Consider the following 25,706-nt stretch of genomic DNA (forward strand, 5'->3'; position numbering starts at 1 on the left):
TAAGTTATTGATTTTTAGACTTTCCCTAAAGTGTAAAGCTGTTCCATTGTTGGAGTAGGACTTCCGCCAGCTGGCTCTAAAGTAATTCCAAATGCTTCTGCTGAATCTGTTTGGCTTACAGCAAAAATCTTTTGAGAATTTCCTTCAAAATTATCCAATAAACCAATACTTGTCGGCGTCAAAACCGGACTTAATTTTAAAGACCAAACTTGATACACCATACCTTTTGGAGGCGTTGGCAGACCAGCCGCGTCAATATAAGTTGTTTTGGTTTGCTGATTCCAATATACTTTTGCAAAAGAAGTTGGAGAAACAGCCTGACCGCCAAGAGTTACACCCGTATTTTTGATGTCTCTTACAATTCCTAAGTTTTTCTCCGTTTCCTTATTCTGCTGGCTCAAATAAGCAAATTCTCTTTGGATTTTGTTTTTCTCATTTCCAACAGTAGAGATTTCTTCTTTGCTTTTTGTCAATTCTAAAGTTTGGTAGCCTAAACCTAAAAGTAAAAGTACTGCCGCTGCCCAGCCCACGTACTGAGACCAGTTTGAAGCTGGCTTCATTTCGACTACTTTTCCATGTTTCAGTTCCAGACGCGCTTTAATCTTCTCAAAATTTTCAACAGAGTGAAAAGGAGAGAAGCTAGAAGAAAGTGCAATTATGGCTTTTTCGATCGAAATAATTTCCTGATCTACTTCTGGCGCTTTTTTGGCCAGTTCAGCAATTTCCAGATTTTCTTTTTCACTTAATAGGCCATAAACGTACAGCTCTAAAATTCCTGATTCTATATATTCTTGTGCTTCCATTATATCTTCAAATAATTACGTAAATCGTTAATACAGTTTCTGTTTTGTGTTTTGATAGTCCCCAGTGGCATTGCCAATTCTTCTGAAGCTTCTTGCTGGGTATATCCTTTAAAGAATAACAAATTGATTATTTCGATACATTTTGGTTTCAGTTTTTTTACAAATTCCTGAATTCCTATTGCATCAAGTTTGTGGCTCAATTTATTGCTCTCGTCTAAGAGATTTACGAAATTATCTGATGAAAGGTTTTTTTGTGTGTTATTATAGTCTTTAGAACGAAGTTTATCGATAGAGGTGTTTCTAGCGATATTAAGGATCCAAGTGTAAAACCGTCCTTTACTCTCGTTATAAGAATCGATGTTTTTCCAGATTTTGACAAAAACATCCTGAAGCACATCTTCTGCCTCTTCGCGATTCTTGATTAGGACATGAATGACAGAAAATAAGCTCTTTGAGTACATATCGTACAAGTGCGTAAAAGCTTTTTCGTCCTTTTTGTAAATTAAAACTAGCAGTTCTTCTTGACTCATAGATTTGGATTTTTAAGTTTAAACATTAAAAGTTAAGCCGTTATATGCTAACCTGTTTATAAAGTTAATTTATTTTTCTTTGATTTTTGTATTTTTTTTAACAGTCCAAACCCTAAGAAAATAAGGGCTTCAGAAAAAAAACGCATTTTTTCTCACATTTTTTAAAACCAAAAACAATCCGATTACGTAAATGTATTTAATAAGATGAGAAAGATCTTATATAAGTCAGTAAAAAAGCTGTTGTTATAATATTATTAAAGACGTATGGATAGCAAAATAATAGTCAGAATATTAATAGTTGGATTAACAACAGTTTTGACTTTGAGTGTTTGTGCTAAAAAAGATTTTGTAAAAAAGACTTTATTAGGTAGCGCAACTAGTGTAGCAGTTAAGAATTAGGATTTGATAAAATAAAAATAAAAAGATATTGAATAGTTGATGTACTCGGACTTCCAAAACAGAAGATTTCTTTAATATGTTTCTCGAATAATTTTAGGATTTTAATTTACATCATACAAGCCATTTAAATATTTTTTGAACACGTTTAGCATATTGGGGGAAAGAAATTTTCGAAAATAACCGAGTCATCAACTATATTTTATAAAAGATAGCATAATATTAATTCATGGTTTGATTTGTTTGTATGGGGGGAAGCCTAACGTCTGATTAACGTTAGGCTTCATTTTTTTATTTAACTTTTGATTAGCAAAAATTAAATTTGTAGAAAATGATTTTTGCCTAATTTTATAAAAAATTACAAGATGAAAAAAATACTTTTTATATTATTTGGAGCCGCTTTATTAAGCACTCAGACTAATGCTCAAACGAGTACAACTAAATTATCTAAAACAGATAAAACCATGACAAAAGAAACCATTTATCAGTTTAAAGTAGAAGATTTATCAGGAGACACTTTTGATTTTGCTTCGCTAAAAGGGAAAAAAATTATGATTGTCAATACAGCATCAAAATGCGGATTGACGCCTCAATACAAAGATTTAGAAGCTGTTTATAAAGAATATAAAGACAAAGGATTTGTAATAGTAGGTTTTCCTGCCAATAATTTTGCTTCACAAGAACCTGGAACAGCTAAAGAAATCGAAACTTTTTGCCAGCAGAATTATGGCGTGACTTTTCCGATGATGAATAAAGTTTCAGTTAAAGGAAGCGATATGTGTGACGTTTATAAATTCTTAACTGAAAAATCAAGAAACGGATTGCAGGATTCTGAAGTAGAATGGAACTTTCAAAAATACCTAATCAACGAAAAAGGAGAATTGGTTAAAGTTATTAAACCAAAAACTTTAGTTACTGAGCCAGAAGTAATCAACTGGATTAAGAGCTAAGAAAACATAAATTGATAAAAAATCCGTAAATCTAAAATTTTTAAGATTTACGGATTTTTTTTTTTCAGGCTGAGCGGAGTCGAAGCCCCACAAAGTGATTCAGCAAACGTGGCTTCGACTCCGCTCAGCCTGACAAAATTGTAATGTTTAATTATTATAGAATAAGCTGCATAAAAACCAAATCCAGCCAATGGTCAAATTTGTAGCCCACTTCACGAATCGTTCCTGTAGCAACAAAACCGAATTTTTCATGAAAAGCAATGCTTCCTGCGTTATCTGCGTCGATTGCGCCAATCATAACATGATAACCTTGCTCTTTGGCTAAGCGAATTAATTCTGTTAAAAGTTTAGAACCAATTCCTTTACCTATAATGTTATCTACTACATATACAGAATGTTCTACCGTATATTGATAGCCTATTTTTTCTCTAAATTGCCCATAACTCCCAAAACCAACTACTTCGCCATCCAGATCGGCTACAATTACAGGAAGATTTTTAGCTCTTTTATCTTCAAACCATTTGGTCTGAACTTCTAAAGTTTGCGTTTCGTAACTGTAATTTGCAGTTGTATGTAAAATAGAATGGTTTACAATTTCTAGAATTTTTTGCAAATCGTTTGCTGTTGCAGGTCTTAAAATAATGCTCATTGGTAATTATTACGGTTTATTTGGTATTTAGTTCGGCTAATAGAGTATCTGCTTCTTTAGAATTCCAGTCCATTTCTTTGGCTATGGCTTTGGCATTTTTGACATATTCCAAAGCTTTCTTTTTATTTTTTATTTTGTTATAAAGCTTGGCTTCCAACAGATTTCCATCATAAGAATCGCTTAATTCTAAAGAACGGTCTACCCAAGAAATAGCTTTTTTCAAGCTTTCGGTGTCTTTAATATGTTTAAAATAAGTATTTCCGATATCTTTTAAGAAACTGGCATCATTCCAAACCAATTTTTCAGTATCTTCTAGCGTCACTTTTTTATAAAAATTCCATTTTTCGGTTCTTTCGGCTAATGTCAGATCGTATTTAAAAACCAAAGAATCCGTTTTTTGCAATCGGATCGATTTGGCAACTTCTCTTTGTTTATAATAGTTTACCGTATCTAAATTATCAACCAGAGGGCGAAGCAGTTCGTTTACAATGCTCTCAATTTTACGGTCAATGCGGTTTTGAGAAGCAACAGTAGCAAATTCTTTCTGATGATTTAAAACATACTGGAATTCTCTTGATTTAATGTCAGTTACTCCATTCGCAATAACTCTCCAGTTTAATTCGCTAACCAATTGTTTGTCAGATTGCGTATTTAAATAAATATGTGTTGGTATCGATAATTCCGTTCTGTCTTTTCCTTTTTTTAAAGTATTCAGATAAACAAAGAATTTATCAGAATTGCTCGGATCTGCCAAAAATTGCTTTTCTAAATATGGCAACTGCATTTTCGGATTCAAAGCATTATTCAATTCATTTAAAAATTCAGCTTTTTTCATTTCGCCTTTTAAAGCATAAATCAGCGTTTCATTATGGTCTATAAATAAAAAAGTCGGAAGCGATTTGGTATTGAATTTATCTTTTAAAGCAATTCCTTCTTCTTTTTCAATATTTTTATAAGTGCAGACAAAATTTTTATTGAGAAAATCAAGAACAGCAGGATCTTTTAAAACTTCGGTTTTCATTAAATTACAATGCGGACACCAGTCGGCGTAAAGCATTACAAAAACTGGTTTTCCTTCTTTTTTTGCATTTTCTAAAGCCGTTTTGTACGGAACATCAACAGGAACAAATTGATTCTGAGAAGTTATCGTTTGAGAAGTAACAGCTAAAAAAAGTAAAAATAAAAAACGCATATCAAGTCGGACTTTTAGTAATTATTCGATTTTACAAATATATTCCCTTTTTTGGTAAAGAGCCTTAATATATTCCTAATTATACTATAAATCAAGTGCGAAGTTTGTAACTTTGTAAGCAAGATAAAGAATAATCAGATAGAAGATTTTCTTTGAAAAAGTAATACACGACCGTAATGATTTACCCCAAAATAGCGCTTGCACAAAGCATTATCGAAATTTTATCTGCCAAAGGCATTGTTAATATTATAATTTCTCCAGGATCTAGAAACGCACCGTTAACGATCGGATTTGCTCAAAACCCAAATTTTACCTGTTACAGTATTGCAGACGAGCGATGTGCCGCTTTTTTTGCTTTGGGAATTGCGCAACAGACCAAACAGCCAACCGCTATAGTCTGTACTTCAGGATCAGCCTTATTAAATTATTATCCCGCTTTAGCAGAAGCGTTCTACAGCCAAATTCCGTTGATTGTGATTTCTGCAGATCGTCCGCAGAGTAAAATAGATATCGGTGACGGACAAACGATTCGCCAAGAAAATGTTTTTGCCAACCATTCTGTTTTTAATGCCAATTTAACCGAAGAAGCTTCAGAAGAAAACGATTTGAAGATCAATTTGGCTATCGAAACGGCAATTCTAAAAAAAGGACCAGTTCATATTAACGCTCCTTTTGAAGAGCCTCTTTATGAAACTACAGAAGAGCTTTCTGTAAAGCCAAAAATCACAGTTTTAAAACCTGAAAATAGTTCACAAAACATAGAAAATAATGATGAAATTGTTTCTGTTTGGAATACTGCAAAAAGAAAACTGATCTTGGTTGGAGTAAATGAAGCCAATACTATTGATAAAGCAATTATCGAGAATTTAGCTTCAGACCCGTCAGTTGTTGTGCTTACAGAAACGACTTCGAACCTTCATCACCAAAGTTTTATTAATTCAATTGACACTTTAATTACTCCATTTGATGATTCTGATTTTAAAGAATTTAATCCAGAAGTTTTAGTGACTTTTGGCGGAATGGTGGTGTCAAAAAGAATAAAAGGTTTTCTAAGAAAATACAAGCCAAAACACCATTGGCATATAGATACTTTACGCGCTTACGATACATTTGGAGCGCTGACAAAACATTTTGAAATGCAGCCAAATGATTTCTTCAAAGATTTGCTTTCAAAAACATCTTTTGTAAAAAGTAATTATTTCAAAAATATTGATGCCATTTACCAAACGAGACTAGAAAGAAGAAAAGAATATTTAAGTAAAATAGAATTTTCAGATTTTAAAGTTTTCGAAAAAGTAATTGAATCGTTGCCAAAAAATAGCATGTTGCAAATTAGCAACAGTTCTGCCATTCGTTACGCACAATTAATTGACATAGACAATTCTATTGAAGTCTTTTGTAATCGAGGAACAAGCGGAATTGACGGGAGCACTTCTACCGCAATTGGAGCTGCGCTACGAAGCGAAAAACAGACTGTTTTTGTTACGGGAGACATTAGTTTTTTATACGACAGTAACGCTTTATGGAATTCGTACATTCCTAAAAATTTTAAAATTGTTTTGATTAATAATGGAGGAGGAGGAATCTTTAGAATTCTTCCAGGACATGAGGAGAAACCGGTTTTCAATACTTATTTCGAAACATCGCACCAACTAACAGCTGAACATTTGGCAAAAATGTACGGATTGAATTATTATACGGCACAAGACATTCCAACTTTAGAAAATGGAATTCAGTCATTATATAATTCTAATGATGCCCCATGTATTTTAGAAGTTTTTACGCCAACATTAGCCAATGATCTTATTCTAAAACAGTATTTCAAATACTTAATTTAATTGAAAGAAAATATTTGTTAAAATTATTGTTTTAAAACTGCTTTACTCATAACTTTGGTGATTATTCACCAAATTAATTTTATAGTTATGAGCACAAGAGAAGATTTAATTAAAAAGTACACTGCCGATTTAAAAGAAAAGTGCGGAATTACAGCTGATGCAGATTTATTGACTAAAGTTACAATTGCTTGCGGACCTTCAATTTATAATGACGATGCCTCTACAGTAGCTTCTTCGCAGCAATCGGAGTTAAATACGGTAAAAAACAACTTTTTAATCAAGAAGTTAGGCTTAACAAATGGTCCAGATTTAGACAAAGGAATTGATGCTGTTATGGAAAAATATGGAAAATCTAACAAGCACAAATATAGAGCAGTAGTATACTATTTGCTAACGGTGCACTTTAAAAAAGAAAGCATTTTCAAATAATAAAATTCACTAAAAATCCCTTTATGGCGCTTATGCATAAAGGGATTTTCTAATTTATTAAGAATAAATAGCGTTTTGTTACAATTAATTTCTTTGTGCCACGCCAAACTTCGTACCTTTGCACCTTAAAAACTTAGCAGTTATACTGCCTAGAAAAATATTAAGATGCTAGAAATAGGAAAATACAATACTCTAACTATATTACGTGATACCAAAGTTGGTTTGTTTTTAGGAGATCCTGAAAATGATCCTGATGGAATTCACGATGTTTTACTTCCAAACAAATACGTTCCAAAAGTATTTGAAATTGGCGAAGAATTAATCGTTTTTGTTTACTTAGATCACGAACAGCGACCAGTTGCGACCACTTTGGTTCCGTATATTTTATTGAATGAATTTGCTCTTTTAAGAGTGAATTACATTAATAATGTGGGCGCTTTTATGGATTGGGGAATGGAAAAAGACATTTTGGTTCCGTTCAAAGAACAGGCGCGACCGATGGAAAAAGGAAAACGTTACTTGGTTTATTTGTACTTAGATAAACAAACAAATCGTTTAGTGGCTTCAAGTAAAACCAATCAGTTTTTGAGCAATGATAATCTAACAGTTGAAAAAGGCGAAGAAGTAGATTTAATTGTTTCTCACATTACCGACATGGGAATTAATGTTATCATAAACGAGCAGCACAAAGGACTTTTATATAAAGATGAAGTTTATGACGATGCCATAAGAACTGGCGACAGAATGCGCGGTTACATTAAAACCATTCGTCCTGACAATAAAATTGATGTAGCGCTTCAGGCTCAAGGTTTTGAAAGCATTGAACCAAATGCTGAGAAAATTTTAAGCGAATTAAGAGCCAGCAGAGGCTTCCTTCGTTTAAACGATGATTCTCATCCTGAGGATATTAAAACAGTTTTGAAAATGAGTAAAAAGTCATTCAAAAAAGCGATTGGCTCTTTATACAAAGAAAAACTGATTGAAATAAAAGAAGACGGAATTTATTTGGTTAAAGAATAAAAATATAAAAATTCCAAATTTTAAATTCCAAATTCCAATTGATGCTAGTGTGTAATTTGGGATTTGGAATTTAAAAAAATTGGAATTTATTTTGCTTCAGCAAAATTATTATAACACAAAAGGCTGCCCATTACGAGCAGCCTTTCGCTTTTTATTCAGTTTTAAAAAAAATTGTAATTAAAAAAAAACAGAAATAAAATAATTCGAATCCATCTCAGAACAATAGCTTTATAAATTTTAGAAATTATCCCATTGATGGTATGTCTTTTAAACAATTGATGCACCTATCTTAAAAGCAAAAAAATAATTTCACGGCTCATCCATTGGTTTATTAAATAACTTTTAGAAAGTGTGAATTAGTACTTTTTCCTCTTTTTCGTTATCATTCCTATACTAATTATATAACAATTCTAACATTTAACCTTAGGTGTTACTTTTTTCTTTTTGAAGTTTCGACAAACACATAAATCATTTGCTCTTTTAATTGAGGTTTGTTACTTAAAACCCTAAAAAAATGAGCGACAAATTTTTTAAATTTTCTCAAAAAAATCATTTTTTAGGTTAATAAATCAGTGAAAGAAAATCAATCTGAAATCTTTGAAATGTTTTGTATCTCATTGATTTCTAGGGTGTAAAATTAAATATTATTTTTCTAAACTAATGTTAAAAAATGTTATTTTTTGTAAGTAAATACCAATTGTTAACGTTGCAGGCCAAATTAGTAAAGACTTAAGGCAGATTAAGTAGGTAAAGTAGTAAAAATGCTTTATTTTTACCGTATAATTATTTTAAACAAAAAAATCAAAATGGATTGGATTACAGCCAGAGAATTTGAAGATATAACTTATAAAAAATGCAATGGAGTAGCGAGAATAGCTTTTAATAGACCAAATGTTAGAAATGCATTCCGTCCTAAAACTACTTCAGAATTATACCAAGCTTTTTACGATGCACAAGAAGACACTTCAATTGGAGTAGTTTTACTTTCTGCTGAAGGTCCTTCTACAAAAGACGGGGTTTATTCTTTCTGCAGCGGTGGAGATCAAAATGCACGTGGACATCAAGGATATGTTGGTGACGACGGACAGCACCGTTTGAATATTTTAGAAGTACAGCGTTTGATTCGTTTTATGCCTAAAGTGGTTATTGCAGTTGTTCCAGGCTGGGCTGTAGGTGGCGGACATAGTTTGCACGTAGTTTGCGATATGACGCTTGCCAGTAAAGAACACGCTATTTTTAAACAAACAGATGCAGACGTAACAAGCTTTGACGGTGGTTACGGATCAGCATATTTAGCTAAAATGGTAGGACAGAAAAAAGCGCGTGAAATCTTCTTTTTAGGTAGAAATTATTCTGCACAAGAAGCTTTTGAAATGGGAATGGTAAATGCTGTAATTCCGCACGACGAACTAGAAGCAACTGCTTACGAGTGGGCACAGGAAATTCTTCAAAAATCGCCAACCTCTATAAAAATGTTGAAATTTGCCATGAACTTAACAGACGATGGAATGGTCGGACAGCAAGTTTTTGCAGGAGAAGCAACTCGTTTAGCTTATATGACCGAAGAAGCAAAAGAAGGAAGAAACGCTTTCTTAGAAAAAAGAAAACCAAACTTCGGTGAAAATAAGTGGTTACCATAATAATTGTAGATTTCTGATTTTAGATTTTAGATTAATCTTGAATAATCTAAAAATCAGAATTTTAAAATAATCTAAAATCTACACTCTAAAATCTAAAATAATAAACAAGAATGAAACATTGGATTGAAGCCGCTAGACTGCGCACCTTACCTTTATCAGTTTCCGGAATTATAGTTGGAAGTATTTATGCTTTGTCAAATCCAACAGAAACCATCAATACGCCGACTGAAGTATTCAGCTGGAAGGTTTTTGGTTTTGCCTTATTGACAACATTAGGATTACAGGTTTTATCCAATTTTGCAAACGATTATGGCGATGGAGTAAAAGGTACTGATAATGCAGATCGAGTGGGGCCGCAGCGCGCTATTCAAAGTGGGGTTATTACACCACAAGCAATGAAAAAAGCGATCATTATTACTTCACTATTGACTTTATTGTCTGCCATTATATTAATTTATTTTGCCTTCGGAAAAGACAATTTCGGGTATTCTATCTTTTTCTTATTGCTAGGAATTGCAGCTATCGTTTCAGCAATTCGTTACACCGTTGGTAATTCTGCTTACGGATATAGAGGCTTTGGAGATTTATTCGTCTTCGTTTTCTTCGGATTAGTAAGTACGTTGGGCGTTAACTTTTTGTATGCAAAAGAAGTTGATCCGCTTTTAATTCTTCCGGCGGTAGCGATCGGATTATTGAGCGTTGGGGTTTTAAACCTAAACAATATGCGTGATCAGGAGTCGGATAGAAAATCTGGAAAAAATACAATTGTAGTACAGATTGGAGCTCAAAAAGCTAAAAGCTATCACTTTTTCCTAATTATTACAGCAATGGTTTCGGTAGTGGTATTTGCTATTTTAAGCGATTACAACTTTGACCAATACTTATTTTTATTGGCTTATATTCCATTGACAAAACATTTAATCACAGTTTACAAAAATCAAGATCCTAAATTATTAGATCCAGAATTGAAAAAACTAGCATTAAGCACATTCTTGCTTTCTATATTGCTTACAGTGTGTATGATTTCGCTAATTTCAGACATTATTGTAAACCTCTTTTTAGGAGGAAGATAAAAAACAAACGTTTAACATAAAAGTTGACAAAATGAAAATTACATATTACGGACATGCTTCATTAGCCATTGAAGTAGGAGGAAAAAATATTATTGTAGATCCATTTATTACAGGAAATCCGCTAGCTGCAGCAATCAGCCTTGAAACATTAAAAGCAGATTACATTTTATTAACGCATGCGCACGGTGACCACGTTTTGGATGTTGAAGCGATTGCTAAAAATACAAATGCAGTTATTGTTTCTAATGCTGAAATTGCGAGTTATTACGCGAAAAAAGGATTCAATTCTCACCCGATGAATCATGGCGGAAGCTGGAAATTTGATTTCGGAAATGTAAAATATGTAAACGCAATTCACTCAAGCAGTTTTCCTGATGGTTCATACGGAGGAAACCCTGGAGGTTTTGTTATTGAGGGCGAGCATAAAAACATCTACATTGCCGGAGATACAGCATTGACGTTTGATATGAAACTAATTCCACTTCGTACAAAATTAGATTTAGTAATTCTTCCAATCGGAAACAACTTCACAATGGATGTTGAAGATGCCATTATCGCTTCTGACTTTGTAGAATGCGATAAAGTGTTAGGATACCATTACGATACTTTCGGTTATATAGAGATTAATCACGAAGAAGCAATCCGTAAATTTTTCGATAAAGGAAAAGATTTAATGCTTTTACCAATCGGAGAATCTATAGAACTATAATATTTATTCTAAGATAAGTCTAAATTGTCATCCTGAGCGGAGTCGAAGGACTATACTCCCGATTTAGAAAAACAAGGCTTTTAGCCGTAGTTTTTCTAAATCGGGAGATACCGCTTCTATCGGGGCTTGGGTACTTGATTTCATAAGAAAGTTATTTGGCATAATCTATGTTAATTGAATTTTGAGTTTTAAAAGTAAAAATCATTTTAATCTGTAAGATCCGTGGCACTTAAAGCATCATCACGAAATGTAACTTTCAAAATAATTTTATCCTTACTTATAACAGTTTCCTTTAATGCCTTTGCTCAAAAAGAAGGCTATTGGGACAAAGAGCGAGCAACAACCAAAGAAATTATGGTTCCTGCCCGCGATAGAATTTCTATACCAACAGAAGATTTACCCGTTGGAACTACAGAAATTGTATATCGAATTACACTTTTAGATAAAAATCAAGAAATGGCCAATAGTCTGGTCTCTTTATTAAAAGCAATTCCGGATCCGACGGGGGTAAGCCAAGGTTCTGCAGGCGCTGTTTTCCTGATGTCTAAAATTTCAGGTGATGATGAGTGTACTTATTCCATTTTTACCTCTAATGAAAATGCCAAAAAATACGTTGCAGATGGTAAAATTGACAAAGCGTGTTATTCTCAGGCAGAACCAGTCAGTAAAGATGCTAAACGTTTGTCTGTCAATAAATCTTCTTGTTTAAAAGAAAATATCAATACTATTTGGTTTGGTTTTGAAAGTAAAAATTGGTTGTTGAGTCAAAAAGTAGTTTTGGAAGTCGTGCCTTGGGTGGACACAAAATTAAACCGAGGATGGAACCAAGACAATAAAAACGAAATTATCAGTCTGTGCAAAACTTCTACAATGGCACAAAAAATGGCCAATTCAGATGATTTCTGCGTTTGTATTTTGAATAAAATCATGAAACAATATCGCTATGATGAATTTCAAAAATTATTGGCTGTAGAAAAAACAAAAGTGTATAAAGATTTCGGAAACAGCTGTTACAAAGACGCAGACATTTCTAAAAATGTATTTAACGATTTAAGAACGCAAGCCGCATCTTTAATTAAAACTCAAAAATACAATGAAGCAATTCCGAAATTGAATACGATTGTAAACGAAGGCAAAGCAACAGCCATAGATTACAGTTCGTTAGGATATTGCTACATACTTACCAAACAATATGCAAAAGCCTTAAAAGTGCTTCAAGAAGGCGAAAAATTAGATGATACAGAATTATTAGTAAAATTAAATCTAGCTCATACATATTTGGTAAGTAACAATTATAGCGCAGCCAAAGCCATCTATAAAAAATACCAAAGCCAAAATGTAACAGACAGTTTAAGCTGGATTGCTAAAACAAAACTTGATTTTCAGGCTTTTGAAAAAGCGGGTTTACCATCAAAAGATTTTGAAAAAATCTTGAAATTATTTAATTAAATTTCTCAGATACAAGTGCTTTAATAATCTATCTAAAAACTTAGCACCTCAGAACCTTAGTAGCTTAGCACCCTTAAAAAAATGATCGCATCTTATCAAAAATATTTGTTAGAATTCAAACGCCCTTCTGGAACTTCTAGAGGAATTATGACCGAAAAAGAAACCTGGTTTATAATTCTCGAAGAAAATGGAAAAAAAGGAATAGGCGAGTGCGGAATATTGCGTGGCTTAAGCGCAGATGATCGTCCAGATTATGAAGAAAAACTAAAATGGGCTTGCGATAACATTCATTTAGGTGAAACAGCACTTTGGAACGCTTTATTAGAATTTCCTTCCATACAATTCGGAATAGAAATGGCTTTTTTATCTCTTAAAAGCGAAAATCCGTATGTTTTATTTCCGTCAGATTTTACCCGAAATTCAAGTTCGATTTACATAAATGGCTTAGTCTGGATGGGAGAAGCAGCTTTTATGAAGGAGCAAATAGAAGAGAAATTGGCTGATGGTTTTAACTGCATAAAACTTAAAATTGGAGCGATTGATTTTGCTAAAGAATTAGAACTGTTGCAATTCATAAGAAGCCATTTTTCGCCAGAAGAAATAGAAATCAGAGTTGATGCGAATGGGGCTTTTTCTTCAACAGAAGCTTTAGATAAATTAAATCAATTAAAACAATTCGAGCTTCATAGTATTGAACAGCCAATAAAAAAAGGGCAAGTGGCTGAAATGGCAGAATTATGCAAACAGACGCCATTTCCGATTGCTTTAGATGAAGAACTTATTGGCGTATTTTCGTTAGAAGAAAAAGAAAAACTGTTGCAAGAAATTAAACCGCAATACATCATACTAAAACCAAGTTTTATTGGTGGTTTCCGCGGTACGCAAGAATGGATCACATTAGCAGAAAAATATAATATTGGCTGGTGGATTACTTCGGCATTAGAAAGCAATATAGGCCTGAATGCTATTTCACAGTGGACATTTACCTTAAATTCAGATATGCCACAAGGTTTAGGAACAGGAGCATTATATACAAATAATATAGATTGTCCTCTTGAAGTAAAAAAAGGCCAGCTTTGGTACAATGCTTCAAAAGATTGGAAATCTTTCTTTTGAAAGTGATAAAGTAACAAAGTGACAAAGTGACAAAGTAACAAAGTGGCAAAGAAACAAAGATCTAGAATATAAAACTCTGTACCTTGGTCACTTTGCCACTTTCTATCAGTCTTAGAAACTTAGTATCTCAGGAGCTTAGAAGCTAAAGAGGTTGAAGAAACAAAAATCTAGAATATAAAAACTCTGCACCTTTGTCACTTTGCCACTTTGTATCTCTCAGCAACTTAGAAGCTTAAAAAAAATCACTCTTTCCCGCCTAAAAGACTTTCTTGCCAATCTTTTAATTCTTTCCATTTTCCTTGATAAGCCATTAACGCTTGTCTAGCCCAAGTACTAGGATTATGGATAGCATAATTTTCACCACCGGCATCTAAAATAGATTGCAATTTTTCTGTAGAAGCCTCGGAAAGCTCGTACCATGTTTTAATTCCAGCTTCATTAAACAAAGCTTCTATTTTTGGTCCGATTCCTTCTACTATTTTTAAGTCATTTTCTTTTATTTTTCTTCCTAGCGCACTTGTAGCCAATTCACTGTCAAAAAGAAAAACAGGAGCGGCTGTAGATGCAAAAGATTGAGCTGATGCATTAACTTTTGCAGCAAGATCTGCTTCTAAAGTAGCAATTCTAGCATTTAAGTTTTTAGTATTAGCTCTGCAGGCATCCAAATCTGCTTGAAGTGAAGCTGTTAGTGAATCATCATTTTTTGAGTTCATTTTTCCTAGTAAGTAGCCTAAAATTACACAGATTAGCCCCACTAGTATTGGTATTAAAATACAAGGTATATTCATGATTATATGTTTTGAAATTAATTATTTAATTGTAATGACAGTTCTTCTGTTAGAAGCTTTACCCTCTTCCGTTTGATTATCTCCAATAGGTTCATCTGGACCTTTAGACATGGTCTCAATTCTTTCTGCACTAATTCCGTTTTTAGAGAGATAATTTTTAGAAAACTCAGCTCTTTTTTGCGCCAAAATGATATTAGAATCCCGATTTCCAACATTATCTGAATGTCCCACAGCCACAACAGTGGCGTCTTTTACATGCGCCGCATATTTAGCAATATCAGCAACTTTCTTTTTATCGGCGTCGCTTAATGTTTGGCGTGACTGATTAGTATTAAAGTGCAGAATTAACGGATCAGCATTTATTTTCTCTTTTAGCAAGCTCCATTCATCAGTCGCTGTCGAAGTAGAGTCTATGCTTTCGAAGGCATAATCTGCTGGCCCGATTAGTGTATCGGCACTCATTTTCCACTTATCAATTATTTCGCCTTTTGTCGTAAATTGATTTTCAGCCAAGCCATTCGATACAAAATAATTCTTTACGTCATTTGCCCTAGCAAGACCTAGATTTTCAAAAGAAGTAGAATTGGTTTCGTCAGATGTTGCATAACCAGTTATGGTTATTTTCTGTTTCGGATTCGACGCTAAAAAGGCTTTTAGCTTTTCGATTCCAGTTGTTACAGAATCACTTACAGGCACTATAAGTTTAGCGCTGTTTTTAAGGAACTTCAAATTATCGCTGGTACGATATTCAATACCTTGACCATTTAATACAAACGGAACATCAGGCTCTTCAACAGTAGTAGAAACTGTTTTTGGAGTATCATCCGTTACTGTTTTTTCGCAGCAGTTGCAGCAGAATTTTTGGTACAAAAAGGTGCCTAAAATAATGGTTATTGCAATGCCTAATAGATAGAGTGTTTTTTTAGACATAATTTAGGTTTTAATTCTATCAAATTTAGCAAAAAAAGAAAAGCTAATTATTTAATAATCAGATTATTGAAAATTTATTATTTTCATAGTATTTTTAAAAGTAAGATTAGGATTACTTTTTAAATTAACATTTTAGCTAGCAAATAGATTTAAATTATGATAAACTTTTAAATCGCTAAATTGACTAACTTGCAGTAAATTTCAAATAAAGAATGAAAAATGGTCGAAATTGAAAGAAAATTTTTGGTAAAATCAGAAGAATTCAAAAATCTGGCTTTTACTCAAAACAAGATCGCTCAAGGATATTTGAGTTCTGCACCTGAGCGTACGGTTAGAGTCAGAATCAAAGGGCATAAAGGCTATTTAACTATAAAAGGAATAAGCCATAGCGGCGGTATGTCCCGTTTTGAATGGGAAAATGAAATTCCGCTTGATGAAGCGCAAGAACTTTTAAAATTATGCGAAAAAGGCAAAATTGAAAAAACGCGTTACGAAGTGAAATCTGGAAATCATGTAATTGAAGTTGATGAATTTTACGGCGAAAACGAAGGTTTGATAATGGCAGAAATAGAATTAAATTCTGAAGATGAAATCTTTGAAAAACCAGATTGGCTTGGTGAAGAAGTAACAAACGATGAAAGATATTACAATGCTTATTTAGGCAAAAATCCTTATAAAGACTGGCAAAAATAAAATGACAGAATCTAAATATGACCTTATTATTGTAGGTGGCGGACCAATTGGCCTTGCCTGTGCAATAGAAGCCGAAAAGAAAAAATTAGACTATTTGATTATAGAAAAAGGAGCGATCGTTAATAGTATTTTTAACTATCCATTATATATGACCTTTTTCTCGACTGCAGAAAGATTAGAAATTGGTGATATTCCGTTTAATTGTTTGGCACCAAAACCAGGGCGTCAAGAAGCTTTGGAATATTATCGAAATATCCACCGTTACTTTAAATTCAATATTAATTTGTTTGAAAAAGTTTTAGACGTTCAGAAGGATAACGGAATTTTTAAGATCAAAACCGATAAGAAAGATTACGAAGCTAAAAATGTTGTGATCGCTACTGGCTTTTATGACATTCCGATTGAAATGAATGTTTTAGGAGAAAATCTTCCAAAGGTTCGTCATTATTACAAAGAAGCACACGAGTATGCTTTTAGAAAAGTTTTGGTTGTGGGAGCTAATAATTCTTCTGTAGATGCAGCGTTGGAATGTTGGAGAAAAGGAGCGGAGGTAACAATGGTGGTCCGCAAGAACGAAATTAACAGCCGTGTAAAATACTGGGTGAAACCAGATATCGAAAATAGAATTGCTGAAGGAAGCATTAAAGCTTATTTTGAATCGAATATTACTGAAATTCGGGAAAATGAAGTAGAAATTCAGACCCCAAACGGTAAAATTACAATCGAAAATGATTTTGTTTTAGCTTTGACTGGCTATAAACCAGATTTGAATTTTCTTGAAAACATTGGAATTCAGCTTTCTGAAGATGAATTAAAAATTCCAGTCTATAATCCGGAAACTATGGAGACCAATGTAGATGGTTTATTTCTTGCCGGTGTAGTTTGCGGCGGAATGCAGACGCATAAATGGTTTATCGAAAACTCGAGAATCCATGCTACTATGATAGTAGATCATATTACGGCTAAATAGTTTATTTGCTACGAATTATGGCAATCTATATGTTTTTTATAGCCACAAATTACACAAATTTCCGCTAATTTTTTAAAGATCGCTAAAATAAATTTGTGCTAATTTGTGTAATTTGTGGCAAAAAAAATTAAGAAGTATGATACTGCCGCGCACTATTTAATTAGTGTAATTCGTGTAATTCGTGGCAAGCAAAAAGCATTAAGAACTGCAAGACAGCATAGAACAGCCGACTTTTGTTCTTGCCCAATCTGGACGTTTGGCAAACCATTTTTCAGATTCAGGCTGCTCGTCATACGGATTTTTTAAAAGTTGAAATAATTCATCTACTAAAGTATAATCTTCTTTATCGGCGGCATCTATAGCCAATTGCGCCATATAATTTCGCAACACATATTTTGGGTTTATCTTATTCATTTTTTCCGAACGCTCTTCATCAGATAAAGATTCAGCGTTTAATCTTTTCAAATAAACCGTAAACCACTTTTGCCAAGCTTCCAGAATATTTTCTTTTATTTCTTCTGAAATGTAAAATGCATTTTCAATTTTCTCGAAGGCTTGTTCTACAGAATCTTCTTTTTTAATCTGACTTAAATTTCTAAAAAATATAGTCATATCAGTTTCCGACAACTTCAGAATTTCTTCTAAACCTTTAATAATTTTATCATCAGCTTCGCTTGAAGTAAACAATCCCAATTTACTTAAAAACATGGCTTTATAATCAGATTCAAATTCTGTAATAAATGAATCTAGGATTTTTTCTAAAGGCGCAGCTTCATTAACTAACGGATAAAGTGCATTGGCCAATTGAAACAGATTCCATTGTGCTACCTGAGGCTGATTTCCGAAACGATATCTTCTGTTTTGGCTGTCGGTTGTATTAGGTGTCCAATCTGGATCATAGTTTTCCAGCCAACCGTACGGGCCATAATCAATCGTGATTCCATGAATCGACATATTATCGGTATTCATTACGCCGTGAACAAATCCGACGCGCTGCCAGTGCAGAATCATTTCGCGAGTTGTATCGGCAACTTTTTGAAAGAATTGTAAATATTGTTCTTTTGGCTCGCCTTTTATTTCAGGAAAATAGTGCTGAATGGTAAATTCTACAAACTGTTTCAGGTTTTTTAGCTCATTTCTAGCTGTTAGCATTTCGTAACTTCCAAAACGAATAAACGAAGGGGCAACACGACAGACCACGGCTCCCTTTTCATAAGCGGGATTTCCGTTATACAAAATATCTCTCAAAACTTGATCTCCAGAAAGAGCAAGCGAAAGTGATCGAGTAGTGGGAACACCTAGATAATGCATGGCTTCTGCGCACAAATATTCTCGTATAGATGAACGCAAAACAGCCAAACCGTCTGCAGTTCTAGAGTATGGAGTTTTACCAGCTCCTTTTAATTGCAGTGTGTAAAACTGCCCATTATTTTCAACTTCCGTTAAATTAATCGCACGTCCGTCTCCCAATTGTCCCGCCCAGTTTCCAAACTGATGTCCCGCATAACACATAGCATACGGCTGTGTCTCTGGAAGAATTTCTTTTCCAGTAACAACATTCAAAAATTCTTCTGACTGAATTTCATCTTTAGAAATCCCAACCAATTCAGCCACTTCTTCAGAAACGTGAATCAATTTCGGATTGGAAGGTTTTGTTGGATTTACATACGAAAACAGCGTATTCTTAACCTGACGAACTTCGTTTGTCAAGTCTGGATCTGCTGGTAATTCGAAAGTAAAACGATTTTTTATTTTTAGATTTTTCATTTTTTTTAGTTTTCTAGTGGCTAGTCCTTAGTCCTTAGACTTTAGCCCATCATTTGTTAGATTTTCTTGGTGCTTGCTTAGCTATTTTTTCGTAAAAGATGAAAATACTAAGTATTATTTCACCAATTTATCGGCATACATTTTTTTTAGTTTTTGAATTTTTGGATCGATTACAAGTTGGCAATATTGTGCGTCTTGATTTTCATTATAATAATTTTGATGGTCTTCTTCGGCTTTGTAAAAAACTTCAAAAGCTTTTAATTCCGTTACAATTGGATCTGGATAGGCAGGCTGCACTTCTTCAAATACTTTTTCTGCTATTTCTTTTTGTTCCTCATCATGATAGAGAACAATAGAACGATATTGTGTTCCGCTGTCAGCGTCTTGACGATTTAAAGTTGTCGGATCATGACTTGTCATAAAGATAAAAATTAAGTCATGATATGAAATTATGTCAGGGTTAAAAGCTACTTGAATCACTTCGGCATGTCCTGTTCTTCCTGTGCGCACTTCGCGATATGGTGGATTCTTTATAAATCCGCCAGCAAATCCCGATTGTATTGATTCTACACCTTTTAAACGCTGAATTACCGCTTCTATACACCAAAAACATCCGCCGCCAAAGGTAGCTATTGATATGTTCTTCATACATAATGCTTTCTTTTACTTTACAATGCCTATTAATTCGATAGGATATTATGATAATTTATTAAAAAAAAGTTCTTTTAACTAAAAATACCAAACAGTATTCTAGTGTTTGAAGTTTAGTATTGATAAATTCGCAATTTTATAAAAAAGACTATATATTTGCAGTCAAACACAAGGCACAACTAATGGATAGCAAAAATAGTACCATGACACTGGAAACTTATTTTCAGGAATTTAGACAGAATATTGTCGGTATAAACCAAGAATTTACTTCGCCGTATGGCAGAAAATCAATAATTTACACAGACTGGACTGCCAGCGGAAGATTATATCGTCCGATTGAGGAAAAACTGCTAAATGAGTTTGGTCCTTTTGTCGCCAATACGCATACTGAAACGACTGTATCTGGTACTGCTATGACAAAAGCATACCATCATGCAAGACATATTATCAAGCGTCATGTAAATGCAAATAACGACGATGTTTTGATTACTGATGGAACTGGTATGACGGGAGTTATCAATAAATTCCAACGTATTTTAGGATTAAAAGTTCCAGAAAACTTAAAGAGCTTTACGAATGTTCCTGCTGAGAAAAAACCAATTGTTTTTATTTCTCACATGGAGCACCATTCTAATCAGACTTCTTGGTTGGAGACGATTGCAGATGTGGAGATTATTCCGTCTTGCGAGAAAGGGCTTTTTAATTTAGAAAATCTTGAAGTTTTATTAGAAAAATATAAAGATAGAACGATAAAAATTGCTTCTATTACAGGATGTTCAAATGTTACTGGTTTGAGAACTCCATTTCATGAAGCTGCAAAATTGATGCATCAGTACAATGGTGTTTGTTTTGTAGATTTTGCGTGTTCAGGACCTTATGTAGAAATTGACATGCATCCAGCAGATCCAGAAGCTTATTTGGATGCTATTTTTATGTCTCCGCATAAATTCTTAGGTGGACCTGGGACTTCTGGCGTTTTAATTTTTAATAAAAAATTATACAATAATATGATTCCGGATTGTCCGGGCGGAGGGACGGTAAGCTGGACAAATCCGTGGGGCGAGCATAAATATATTGATAATATTGAGGATCGTGAAGATGGAGGAACTCCTGGTTTTCTTCAGGTTATTAAAACGGCCTTGGCTATTGAACTGAAAGAGGAAATGGGAATTGAAAACATTATGGAACGTGAGCATGAAATTGTTGATTATGTTTTCTCTGAGTTGGAACCTGTTGAAAATATCAAAATCTTAGCAGGACAGCATAAAGAGCGTCTTGGTGTAGTTTCCTTTTTTATTGATGATCTTCATTTTAGCCTTGGTGTTAAAATTTTAAATGATCGTTTTGGAATCCAAACTAGGGGCGGATGCAGTTGCGCGGGTACTTATGGTCATTATTTATTGCACGTAGATCAGGAAACTTCTAATAAATTGGTTAACGAAATTACGATTGGCGATTTAATCAAAAAACCGGGATGGATTAGAATGTCGATTCATCCAACTACTACTGATCAAGAAATTGCTTTTGTTTGTAAAAGTATAAAAGAATTAGCGGCAAATCATAAAACGTGGGCATTGGATTATTCTTATGACAAAATGCGTAATGAGTTTATTCATAAAGATGCGACTTCGTTTGAGGATGAGTTGGTAGAAGGGTGGTTTAAGTCTTAATATTTTTTTAACGCAAACAGCACTAATATTTTTTTTAACGCAAAGAGCGCTAAGGAATTTTATAAAGCTTGTGTTTATCGTTGCGTTAAATAAGTTCGCAAAGCTGAACTTGATAAACCCGACAGGTTTTAAAAACCTGTCGGGTTTGTATTTTTACACTTTTTGTCTGGCTGAGCGGAGTCGAAGCCCACGTGCCAATTGGAACGCCCTTCGACTTCGCTCAGGGTGACATAGCTTTGATCGATATTTTTTTCTTAAATTTTATTAATTAACGTAGAACTGTGACTTTTTTTTAACGCAAAGTACGCTAAGGAATTTTATGAAGATTGTGTTTGTTTTTGCGTTGAATAAGTTCGCAAAGCTGGGATAGCTAAACCCGACAGGTTTTTAAAGCCTGTCGGGTTTATTTTTTATATTTTTTGTCTGGCTAACGCAATTGCCAATTGGAACGCCCTTCGACTTCGCTCAGGGTGACATAGCTTTGATCGATATTTTTTTTTAAAATTTTATTAATTAACGTAGAACTGTGGCTCTTTTTTTTAACGCAAAGTACGCTAAGGAATTTTATAAAGCTTGTGTTTGTTTTTGTGTTGAATAAGTTCGCAAAGCTGGATTGGTTAAATCCGGCTGGTTTAATGTTGACGCCTTTTGTCTGGCTGAGCGGAGTCGAAGCCCACGTGTCAATTGGAATGCCCTTCGACTTCGCTCAGGGTGACATAGCTTTGATTGATATTTTTTTCTAAAATTTTATTAATTAACGTAGAACTTTGACTTTTTTAACGCAAAGCACGCTAAGAAATTTTGCAGAGCTTGTGTTTGTCGTTGCGGTGAATAAGTTCGCAAAGCTGAGATAGTTAAACCCGACAGGTTTTTGAAACCTGTCGGGTTTTGTCGTTTAATAGATATGTTTTTTATTTATGTTTCTTATGAAAAATATACTTGTGGTATAGCCCCGATAGGAGCGGTATCCTTTTATGCTGGGGTTCAGCATAAAAGATATAGCGTATAGCGGGAATAATGTTCTTGAAAAAACGGAAATTTCTGCTGCTAAAAAATTACATAATTAATCGAACTCCGCCAAGATCGGAAACGCGATAGGAAAATCTATTTCCTGGAGAGCCAATAAACATAAAGTTTTTAGGGATTTTCCATTTTTGGGAGAGTTCATCGATAATTTCTGGGCCGAAAACGCCTTTGACTTCAATGTATTCTATATCGAGTTTGTCGTAGGCGCGATCTAAAACTTCTAAATCTTTTTTGAGCGCTTCGTTGTCTATAGGATCTTTTTTGACATAAACAATTTTCAATTTCTTGGTTGTTTCATTGGCTTCAACATACTGTAAAACTTTGTTCAAAATGGTAATGTCGTCTCCTTTGGTAAAGAAAACAAACTCCTGAGAATTTATTTTAGAGCTTAAACTTTCAAGATAGCGATTACTTAGCACCACCATTTTTCGCAGTGGCTGGTAAAAATATTCTAAAGCTTCGATTAATAATCGTATTAAAGCGACTCGATTGAGCATAATGCCAACAAACAGTAGGGCTGGAATCATATACTGCAAAAAGGTGTAAAACGAATTGATATTCAATATCATATTTCCGAAAAAGGCTGCAATTACAAAAGCTACGGCTGCAACAACTGCAATGCCTCTTGCGCGTTCAGGTCTTGGAAGTTTTTTGCGTTTGTATTTTAAAAGTAAATTTCCAATTCCGAACAGCGCCATTACAGCTAGGAAAGAAAAAGTATAAACTCCTGCCAACGATTCTAGATGTCCATTGGTAGCGAAAAGTACAGAAAGACAAAGTATTAAAAAGCTTATAACGATTCTGTAATGTGAACCTCTTTTATTTTGTTTTAAAAAATAATTCGGCAAAATTCTATCTAATGTCATTCGGTTTAAAAGTCCTGAAACACCGACAAAGGAGGTTAAAACGGCTCCACAAAGTACCATAACGGCATCTATAGAGATAAGCCAGGCAAGCCATGAACCGCCAGTTGTTTCTCCTAAGTGCGCTAGAAGCGATTCTTTGTTTGCTCCAACTTCTGTTAACGGAATTACACTAATTAACAAGATAGCAATAACGGGATTAAAGAAACTTACAATTCCCCACATGTTACGAAGTGTTTTAGGAAAAACACCATGTTCTTGCTCTTCGACAAAATTGGCGGAGCTTTCAAAGCCAGAAATTCCAAGCATGGCCGCCGAAAAACCAAGAAAAAGCGCAGTTCTGATGCTTCCTGAAGCTATTGGAGTTTGCCAATTAATATGAAAAGTGTCTAATCCGCTATTTAAAACGAACCAAGCTGATGCTAAAACGAGCAATGTCAAAGTTCCAATATGGGTCAAAAAGATAACCACCGCTACAAATGCCGATTCTCCAATTCCTAAAATCGCCAAACCTGTAAACAAAACTAAAACAATGAATGTGGCAATGGTAACATTCAAACCTTCGAAAATTCCGTGCAGATAATGCATACCTTCGGAGGCAGAAATTACGGCGGTTGCCATATAGGATAGTACTGTAAGGGTCGCGGCCAGAGATGCCAGCCGTTTTGTAGAAGTATTCAGCAAAACATTGTAAGCGCCTCCATTTAAAGGAATTGCCCCAACAACTTCTGCATAAATCTTTCTAAAAAGAAATAGCACTACAGCGACAATTAGAAGAGAAATCCAGGCGTATTGTCCTGCGTATAAAATGGTTAAAGCTGAAACATACAGGCAGGAAGAACTAATATCGTTTCCGCAGATCGCGGTTGCCTGTAATTGATTTAATTTTTTGTGTACGATTTCTTTCATAAGCATTTAGAATTAATACTTTTAATACTGAAGCAACAAAATAATTATAATCGGTAAGAAGGCAGATATTGAATTTAAATCTAAGATATACTTTGCGTGTAGCCAGATTTATTTGGCATTCTGAAATTGTTTAAGCGATAATAGGGCTTGTGTCTGTACTTTTTTTTGAAAAAATCCTGTCCAGCCTAGCAAATAACCAGTAAGTCCAAAGGCTTGTTTTGACCATTTCCAAACATCGAAATTGTCGGTGTGTTTAATAATTAGTCCGTCTTGAAAGATAAATTCCGCGGAGATTTTATTGACAACTTTTCTATTTGTCTTGCTAAAATTATAAGTGGCAGTCCACTTTGCGCTGCCAGTAGAAGCATCGGCTTTTACATCTGAGAATTCAATTTTTAAATTGCCTTTGCTTTTTAAAAGAAGCATTTCCCACATTTTAGAAACCTGTTCTTCTTTTAATAAACCAAAAGCTGGATCAATAAAATGAACTTTCGGATGATAGCACTCGCTCATTGTTTTGGCGTCTGCATTCGCGAAAGCGGTATAGAATTTTGTAATCAAGGTTTCATTTGCATTCATAAAAAAATATTTATGTTAAATATAAGATTTATTATATTAAATAATCATTATAAAACACTAATTTCTTTAGCGGTGTCAAATGTTTTTTTTGATTTGTCAAATGCTGTTGAGAAATATTTGACTTTACTGTAAGCTGTAAAATGCCCAGTAAGATTTCCTGATATATCTGGCCCGCCAGCAATAATAAATCTTACGGCATAAATATCACTTTTTTTAAGTTTTAGCCATTCTGCTGGTGTAAAATAGTAGTAAGCAGTTGTTTTACCGTCTGCAGATTCTTTTACATTTTTGTCTGTGCAGGCAATAACATCGGCATTTGTTAAATCGACGTAAACTCCGCCCGCAATTTTTGCTTTGTCGCTTGCTGTAGAAATGGTTAATTTTAAAATACCACCTTTTTCTGTTTTCGCTATTTGAACATTAATTTCGCCAGAGTAAGCATATTTATCACAGATAAAAGTATATTCTTGTGTCGCAGGATATGGTGCAGATCCTTTTACGCTAATAGTTTGCTGTGCTGAAGCAAATGTTGAAACAAATAATAAAAGAAAAAGTGGTAGTTTAAAATTCATAGGTATCTTAATTTATTGATCGGCTAATTTGGCATCAAATTTTTCATCCCAATCCATAGATTTTATGGCCGAAATGAGATTGTCTTCATTCACAAAAATGCGCAATTCTTTATTGGCTACTTTTTTGGTATACAATGCATGATAGCGGTAAATGACTTCTTGTTTGGTTTTGTAAACTCCGTCTAATTTTAAATCTATAAAACTTCCGTAATATTGTCTAAATCTTTGGCAGGTCTTGGTTAAACGCTCTTCTGTAGTGTTTTCCATAACCGATTTAGTAACTTCCGTTTCGTTAAAAGGTTTAAATTTTGAAGTGTTACAAGTTTCTAAAACTCTCTTTCCTAAATCATACGCTTTTCGCTGCTGATTTGCATCTATTTCTGCTCCAGAAACTTTTTTAATTTTTAAATCTTCTGTATCTCTGCTTACTGTTTTCGATTTACATCCAATTAATAACAACAAACATATAATCAATCCTGCTTTCTTCATAACTA

The 25,706-nt window shown here is 34.0% G+C and carries 24 protein-coding genes; 12 read left to right on the forward strand and 12 right to left on the reverse strand.

Annotated elements, in window-relative coordinates:
- Window positions 1-14: 14 nt before the first annotated feature.
- Together Q9Q97_RS04270 and Q9Q97_RS04275 are read right to left on the reverse strand one after the other, a co-directional pair.
- On the reverse strand, window positions 15-803 hold the full coding sequence (locus Q9Q97_RS04270; protein ID WP_306154939.1) for an anti-sigma factor: 789 nt from the start codon (window positions 801-803) through the stop codon (window positions 15-17).
- Complete coding sequence (locus Q9Q97_RS04275) at window positions 803-1,333, reverse strand: RNA polymerase sigma factor (protein WP_306154941.1); 531 nt, start codon at window positions 1,331-1,333, stop codon at window positions 803-805. The genes Q9Q97_RS04270 and Q9Q97_RS04275 overlap by 1 nt, the downstream gene beginning before the upstream one ends.
- 761 nt (window positions 1,334-2,094) lie before the next feature.
- Between Q9Q97_RS04275 and Q9Q97_RS04280 the strand changes: the two genes are divergently transcribed.
- Window positions 2,095-2,679 carry a glutathione peroxidase gene (locus Q9Q97_RS04280; protein ID WP_306154942.1) on the forward strand — a complete coding sequence of 195 codons (585 nt, stop codon included), beginning with the start codon at window positions 2,095-2,097 and terminating at the stop codon, window positions 2,677-2,679.
- A 154-nt stretch (window positions 2,680-2,833) separates the two neighbouring features.
- Here Q9Q97_RS04280 and Q9Q97_RS04285 read toward each other — a convergent pair whose 3' ends face one another.
- Complete coding sequence (locus Q9Q97_RS04285; RefSeq protein ID WP_306154944.1) at window positions 2,834-3,328, reverse strand: GNAT family N-acetyltransferase; 495 nt, start codon at window positions 3,326-3,328, stop codon at window positions 2,834-2,836.
- A 16-nt stretch (window positions 3,329-3,344) separates the two neighbouring features.
- Window positions 3,345-4,520: a thioredoxin fold domain-containing protein gene (locus Q9Q97_RS04290; protein WP_306154946.1), complete on the reverse strand. Its 1,176-nt coding sequence runs from the start codon at window positions 4,518-4,520 to the stop codon at window positions 3,345-3,347.
- A gap of 176 nt (window positions 4,521-4,696) precedes the next feature.
- On the opposite strand from Q9Q97_RS04290, the gene menD reads away from it, so the two are divergent.
- The 8 genes from menD to Q9Q97_RS04330 all read left to right on the forward strand — a co-directional run bounded on the left by menD (window position 4,697) and on the right by Q9Q97_RS04330 (window position 13,794).
- The gene (gene menD / locus Q9Q97_RS04295; protein WP_306154948.1) at window positions 4,697-6,358 is read left to right on the forward strand and encodes a 2-succinyl-5-enolpyruvyl-6-hydroxy-3-cyclohexene-1-carboxylic-acid synthase; all 1,662 of its coding nucleotides are present in this window, start codon (window positions 4,697-4,699) and stop codon (window positions 6,356-6,358) included.
- Between the two features lie 87 nt (window positions 6,359-6,445).
- Window positions 6,446-6,787, forward strand: a complete 342-nt coding sequence (locus Q9Q97_RS04300) for a DUF2853 family protein (RefSeq protein WP_306154950.1) — start codon at window positions 6,446-6,448, stop codon at window positions 6,785-6,787.
- Between the two features lie 165 nt (window positions 6,788-6,952).
- Window positions 6,953-7,807, forward strand: a complete 855-nt coding sequence (locus Q9Q97_RS04305) for a S1 RNA-binding domain-containing protein (protein WP_306154952.1) — start codon at window positions 6,953-6,955, stop codon at window positions 7,805-7,807.
- Between the two features lie 806 nt (window positions 7,808-8,613).
- Window positions 8,614-9,447, forward strand: coding sequence for a 1,4-dihydroxy-2-naphthoyl-CoA synthase (locus Q9Q97_RS04310; protein ID WP_012024845.1), 834 nt, complete (start codon window positions 8,614-8,616; stop codon window positions 9,445-9,447).
- Between the two features lie 110 nt (window positions 9,448-9,557).
- Window positions 9,558-10,520, forward strand: a complete 963-nt coding sequence (gene menA, locus Q9Q97_RS04315) for a 1,4-dihydroxy-2-naphthoate octaprenyltransferase (protein WP_306154970.1) — start codon at window positions 9,558-9,560, stop codon at window positions 10,518-10,520.
- A 31-nt stretch (window positions 10,521-10,551) separates the two neighbouring features.
- A complete protein-coding gene (locus tag Q9Q97_RS04320) occupies window positions 10,552-11,229 on the forward strand; it encodes a metal-dependent hydrolase (protein ID WP_306154972.1) in 678 nt (225 codons plus the stop codon).
- Window positions 11,230-11,451: 222 nt separating this feature from the next.
- Entirely contained in the window at window positions 11,452-12,678 is a 1,227-nt protein-coding gene (locus Q9Q97_RS04325; protein ID WP_306154974.1) for a M48 family metallopeptidase, read from the forward strand.
- A gap of 81 nt (window positions 12,679-12,759) precedes the next feature.
- On the forward strand, window positions 12,760-13,794 hold the full coding sequence (locus Q9Q97_RS04330) for an o-succinylbenzoate synthase (RefSeq protein ID WP_306154977.1): 1,035 nt from the start codon (window positions 12,760-12,762) through the stop codon (window positions 13,792-13,794).
- 242 nt (window positions 13,795-14,036) lie between these two features.
- Here Q9Q97_RS04330 and Q9Q97_RS04335 read toward each other — a convergent pair whose 3' ends face one another.
- Both Q9Q97_RS04335 and Q9Q97_RS04340 read right to left on the reverse strand, forming a co-directional pair.
- Window positions 14,037-14,582, reverse strand: a complete 546-nt coding sequence (locus Q9Q97_RS04335) for a hypothetical protein (protein WP_306154980.1) — start codon at window positions 14,580-14,582, stop codon at window positions 14,037-14,039.
- 21 nt (window positions 14,583-14,603) lie between these two features.
- Window positions 14,604-15,512, reverse strand: coding sequence for an OmpA family protein (locus Q9Q97_RS04340; RefSeq protein WP_306154981.1), 909 nt, complete (start codon window positions 15,510-15,512; stop codon window positions 14,604-14,606).
- A gap of 219 nt (window positions 15,513-15,731) precedes the next feature.
- Here Q9Q97_RS04340 and Q9Q97_RS04345 point away from each other — a divergent pair, with 219 nt between their 5' ends.
- Both Q9Q97_RS04345 and Q9Q97_RS04350 read left to right on the forward strand, forming a co-directional pair.
- On the forward strand, window positions 15,732-16,205 hold the full coding sequence (locus Q9Q97_RS04345; RefSeq protein ID WP_306154983.1) for a CYTH domain-containing protein: 474 nt from the start codon (window positions 15,732-15,734) through the stop codon (window positions 16,203-16,205).
- A 1-nt stretch (window position 16,206) separates the two neighbouring features.
- Window positions 16,207-17,175 carry a YpdA family putative bacillithiol disulfide reductase gene (locus Q9Q97_RS04350; protein ID WP_306154985.1) on the forward strand — a complete coding sequence of 323 codons (969 nt, stop codon included), beginning with the start codon at window positions 16,207-16,209 and terminating at the stop codon, window positions 17,173-17,175.
- A gap of 198 nt (window positions 17,176-17,373) precedes the next feature.
- Here Q9Q97_RS04350 and Q9Q97_RS04355 read toward each other — a convergent pair whose 3' ends face one another.
- Together Q9Q97_RS04355 and msrA are read right to left on the reverse strand one after the other, a co-directional pair.
- Complete coding sequence (locus Q9Q97_RS04355; RefSeq protein ID WP_306154987.1) at window positions 17,374-18,942, reverse strand: YdiU family protein; 1,569 nt, start codon at window positions 18,940-18,942, stop codon at window positions 17,374-17,376.
- Between the two features lie 114 nt (window positions 18,943-19,056).
- Complete coding sequence (msrA, locus tag Q9Q97_RS04360) at window positions 19,057-19,590, reverse strand: peptide-methionine (S)-S-oxide reductase MsrA (protein WP_306154989.1); 534 nt, start codon at window positions 19,588-19,590, stop codon at window positions 19,057-19,059.
- Between the two features lie 185 nt (window positions 19,591-19,775).
- On the opposite strand from msrA, the gene Q9Q97_RS04365 reads away from it, so the two are divergent.
- The gene (locus Q9Q97_RS04365; RefSeq protein ID WP_306154990.1) at window positions 19,776-21,263 is read left to right on the forward strand and encodes an aminotransferase class V-fold PLP-dependent enzyme; all 1,488 of its coding nucleotides are present in this window, start codon (window positions 19,776-19,778) and stop codon (window positions 21,261-21,263) included.
- Between the two features lie 1,055 nt (window positions 21,264-22,318).
- Here the strand turns inward: Q9Q97_RS04365 and Q9Q97_RS04370 are convergent.
- The 4 genes from Q9Q97_RS04370 to Q9Q97_RS04385 all read right to left on the reverse strand — a co-directional run bounded on the left by Q9Q97_RS04370 (window position 22,319) and on the right by Q9Q97_RS04385 (window position 25,701).
- A complete protein-coding gene (locus Q9Q97_RS04370; RefSeq protein ID WP_306154992.1) occupies window positions 22,319-24,061 on the reverse strand; it encodes an APC family permease in 1,743 nt (580 codons plus the stop codon).
- A 108-nt stretch (window positions 24,062-24,169) separates the two neighbouring features.
- A complete protein-coding gene (locus Q9Q97_RS04375) occupies window positions 24,170-24,640 on the reverse strand; it encodes a nuclear transport factor 2 family protein (RefSeq protein WP_306154993.1) in 471 nt (156 codons plus the stop codon).
- A 47-nt stretch (window positions 24,641-24,687) separates the two neighbouring features.
- Complete coding sequence (locus Q9Q97_RS04380; protein WP_306154995.1) at window positions 24,688-25,212, reverse strand: hypothetical protein; 525 nt, start codon at window positions 25,210-25,212, stop codon at window positions 24,688-24,690.
- A 12-nt stretch (window positions 25,213-25,224) separates the two neighbouring features.
- Window positions 25,225-25,701: a hypothetical protein gene (locus tag Q9Q97_RS04385; protein ID WP_306154997.1), complete on the reverse strand. Its 477-nt coding sequence runs from the start codon at window positions 25,699-25,701 to the stop codon at window positions 25,225-25,227.
- Window positions 25,702-25,706: the final 5 nt, after the last annotated feature.

The organism is Flavobacterium sp. DG2-3 (assembly GCF_030730925.1).
Taxonomy (GTDB): domain Bacteria; phylum Bacteroidota; class Bacteroidia; order Flavobacteriales; family Flavobacteriaceae; genus Flavobacterium.

Excerpts from the sequence above, each read along its gene's own strand:
- Q9Q97_RS04280 (WP_306154942.1), top strand. The coding sequence starts at position 2,095 with ATGAAAAAAATACTTTTTATATTATTTGGAGCCGCTTTATTAAGCACT.
- Q9Q97_RS04285 (WP_306154944.1), bottom strand. The coding sequence starts at position 3,328 with ATGAGCATTATTTTAAGACCTGCAACAGCAAACGATTTGCAAAAAATT.
- Q9Q97_RS04335 (WP_306154980.1), bottom strand. The coding sequence starts at position 14,582 with ATGAATATACCTTGTATTTTAATACCAATACTAGTGGGGCTAATCTGT.
- Q9Q97_RS04365 (WP_306154990.1), top strand. The coding sequence starts at position 19,776 with ATGGATAGCAAAAATAGTACCATGACACTGGAAACTTATTTTCAGGAA.
- Q9Q97_RS04380 (WP_306154995.1), bottom strand. The coding sequence starts at position 25,212 with ATGAATTTTAAACTACCACTTTTTCTTTTATTATTTGTTTCAACATTT.
- Q9Q97_RS04290 (WP_306154946.1), bottom strand. The coding sequence starts at position 4,520 with ATGCGTTTTTTATTTTTACTTTTTTTAGCTGTTACTTCTCAAACGATA.
- Q9Q97_RS04305 (WP_306154952.1), top strand. The coding sequence starts at position 6,953 with ATGCTAGAAATAGGAAAATACAATACTCTAACTATATTACGTGATACC.
- Q9Q97_RS04385 (WP_306154997.1), bottom strand. The coding sequence starts at position 25,701 with ATGAAGAAAGCAGGATTGATTATATGTTTGTTGTTATTAATTGGATGT.
- Q9Q97_RS04375 (WP_306154993.1), bottom strand. The coding sequence starts at position 24,640 with ATGAATGCAAATGAAACCTTGATTACAAAATTCTATACCGCTTTCGCG.
- Q9Q97_RS04330 (WP_306154977.1), top strand. The coding sequence starts at position 12,760 with ATGATCGCATCTTATCAAAAATATTTGTTAGAATTCAAACGCCCTTCT.
- Q9Q97_RS04370 (WP_306154992.1), bottom strand. The coding sequence starts at position 24,061 with ATGAAAGAAATCGTACACAAAAAATTAAATCAATTACAGGCAACCGCG.
- Q9Q97_RS04350 (WP_306154985.1), top strand. The coding sequence starts at position 16,207 with ATGACAGAATCTAAATATGACCTTATTATTGTAGGTGGCGGACCAATT.
- menA (WP_306154970.1), top strand. The coding sequence starts at position 9,558 with ATGAAACATTGGATTGAAGCCGCTAGACTGCGCACCTTACCTTTATCA.
- Q9Q97_RS04355 (WP_306154987.1), bottom strand. The coding sequence starts at position 18,942 with ATGAAAAATCTAAAAATAAAAAATCGTTTTACTTTCGAATTACCAGCA.
- Q9Q97_RS04310 (WP_012024845.1), top strand. The coding sequence starts at position 8,614 with ATGGATTGGATTACAGCCAGAGAATTTGAAGATATAACTTATAAAAAA.
- menD (WP_306154948.1), top strand. The coding sequence starts at position 4,697 with ATGATTTACCCCAAAATAGCGCTTGCACAAAGCATTATCGAAATTTTA.
- Q9Q97_RS04275 (WP_306154941.1), bottom strand. The coding sequence starts at position 1,333 with ATGAGTCAAGAAGAACTGCTAGTTTTAATTTACAAAAAGGACGAAAAA.
- Q9Q97_RS04345 (WP_306154983.1), top strand. The coding sequence starts at position 15,732 with ATGGTCGAAATTGAAAGAAAATTTTTGGTAAAATCAGAAGAATTCAAA.
- Q9Q97_RS04300 (WP_306154950.1), top strand. The coding sequence starts at position 6,446 with ATGAGCACAAGAGAAGATTTAATTAAAAAGTACACTGCCGATTTAAAA.
- msrA (WP_306154989.1), bottom strand. The coding sequence starts at position 19,590 with ATGAAGAACATATCAATAGCTACCTTTGGCGGCGGATGTTTTTGGTGT.
- Q9Q97_RS04270 (WP_306154939.1), bottom strand. The coding sequence starts at position 803 with ATGGAAGCACAAGAATATATAGAATCAGGAATTTTAGAGCTGTACGTT.
- Q9Q97_RS04340 (WP_306154981.1), bottom strand. The coding sequence starts at position 15,512 with ATGTCTAAAAAAACACTCTATCTATTAGGCATTGCAATAACCATTATT.
- Q9Q97_RS04320 (WP_306154972.1), top strand. The coding sequence starts at position 10,552 with ATGAAAATTACATATTACGGACATGCTTCATTAGCCATTGAAGTAGGA.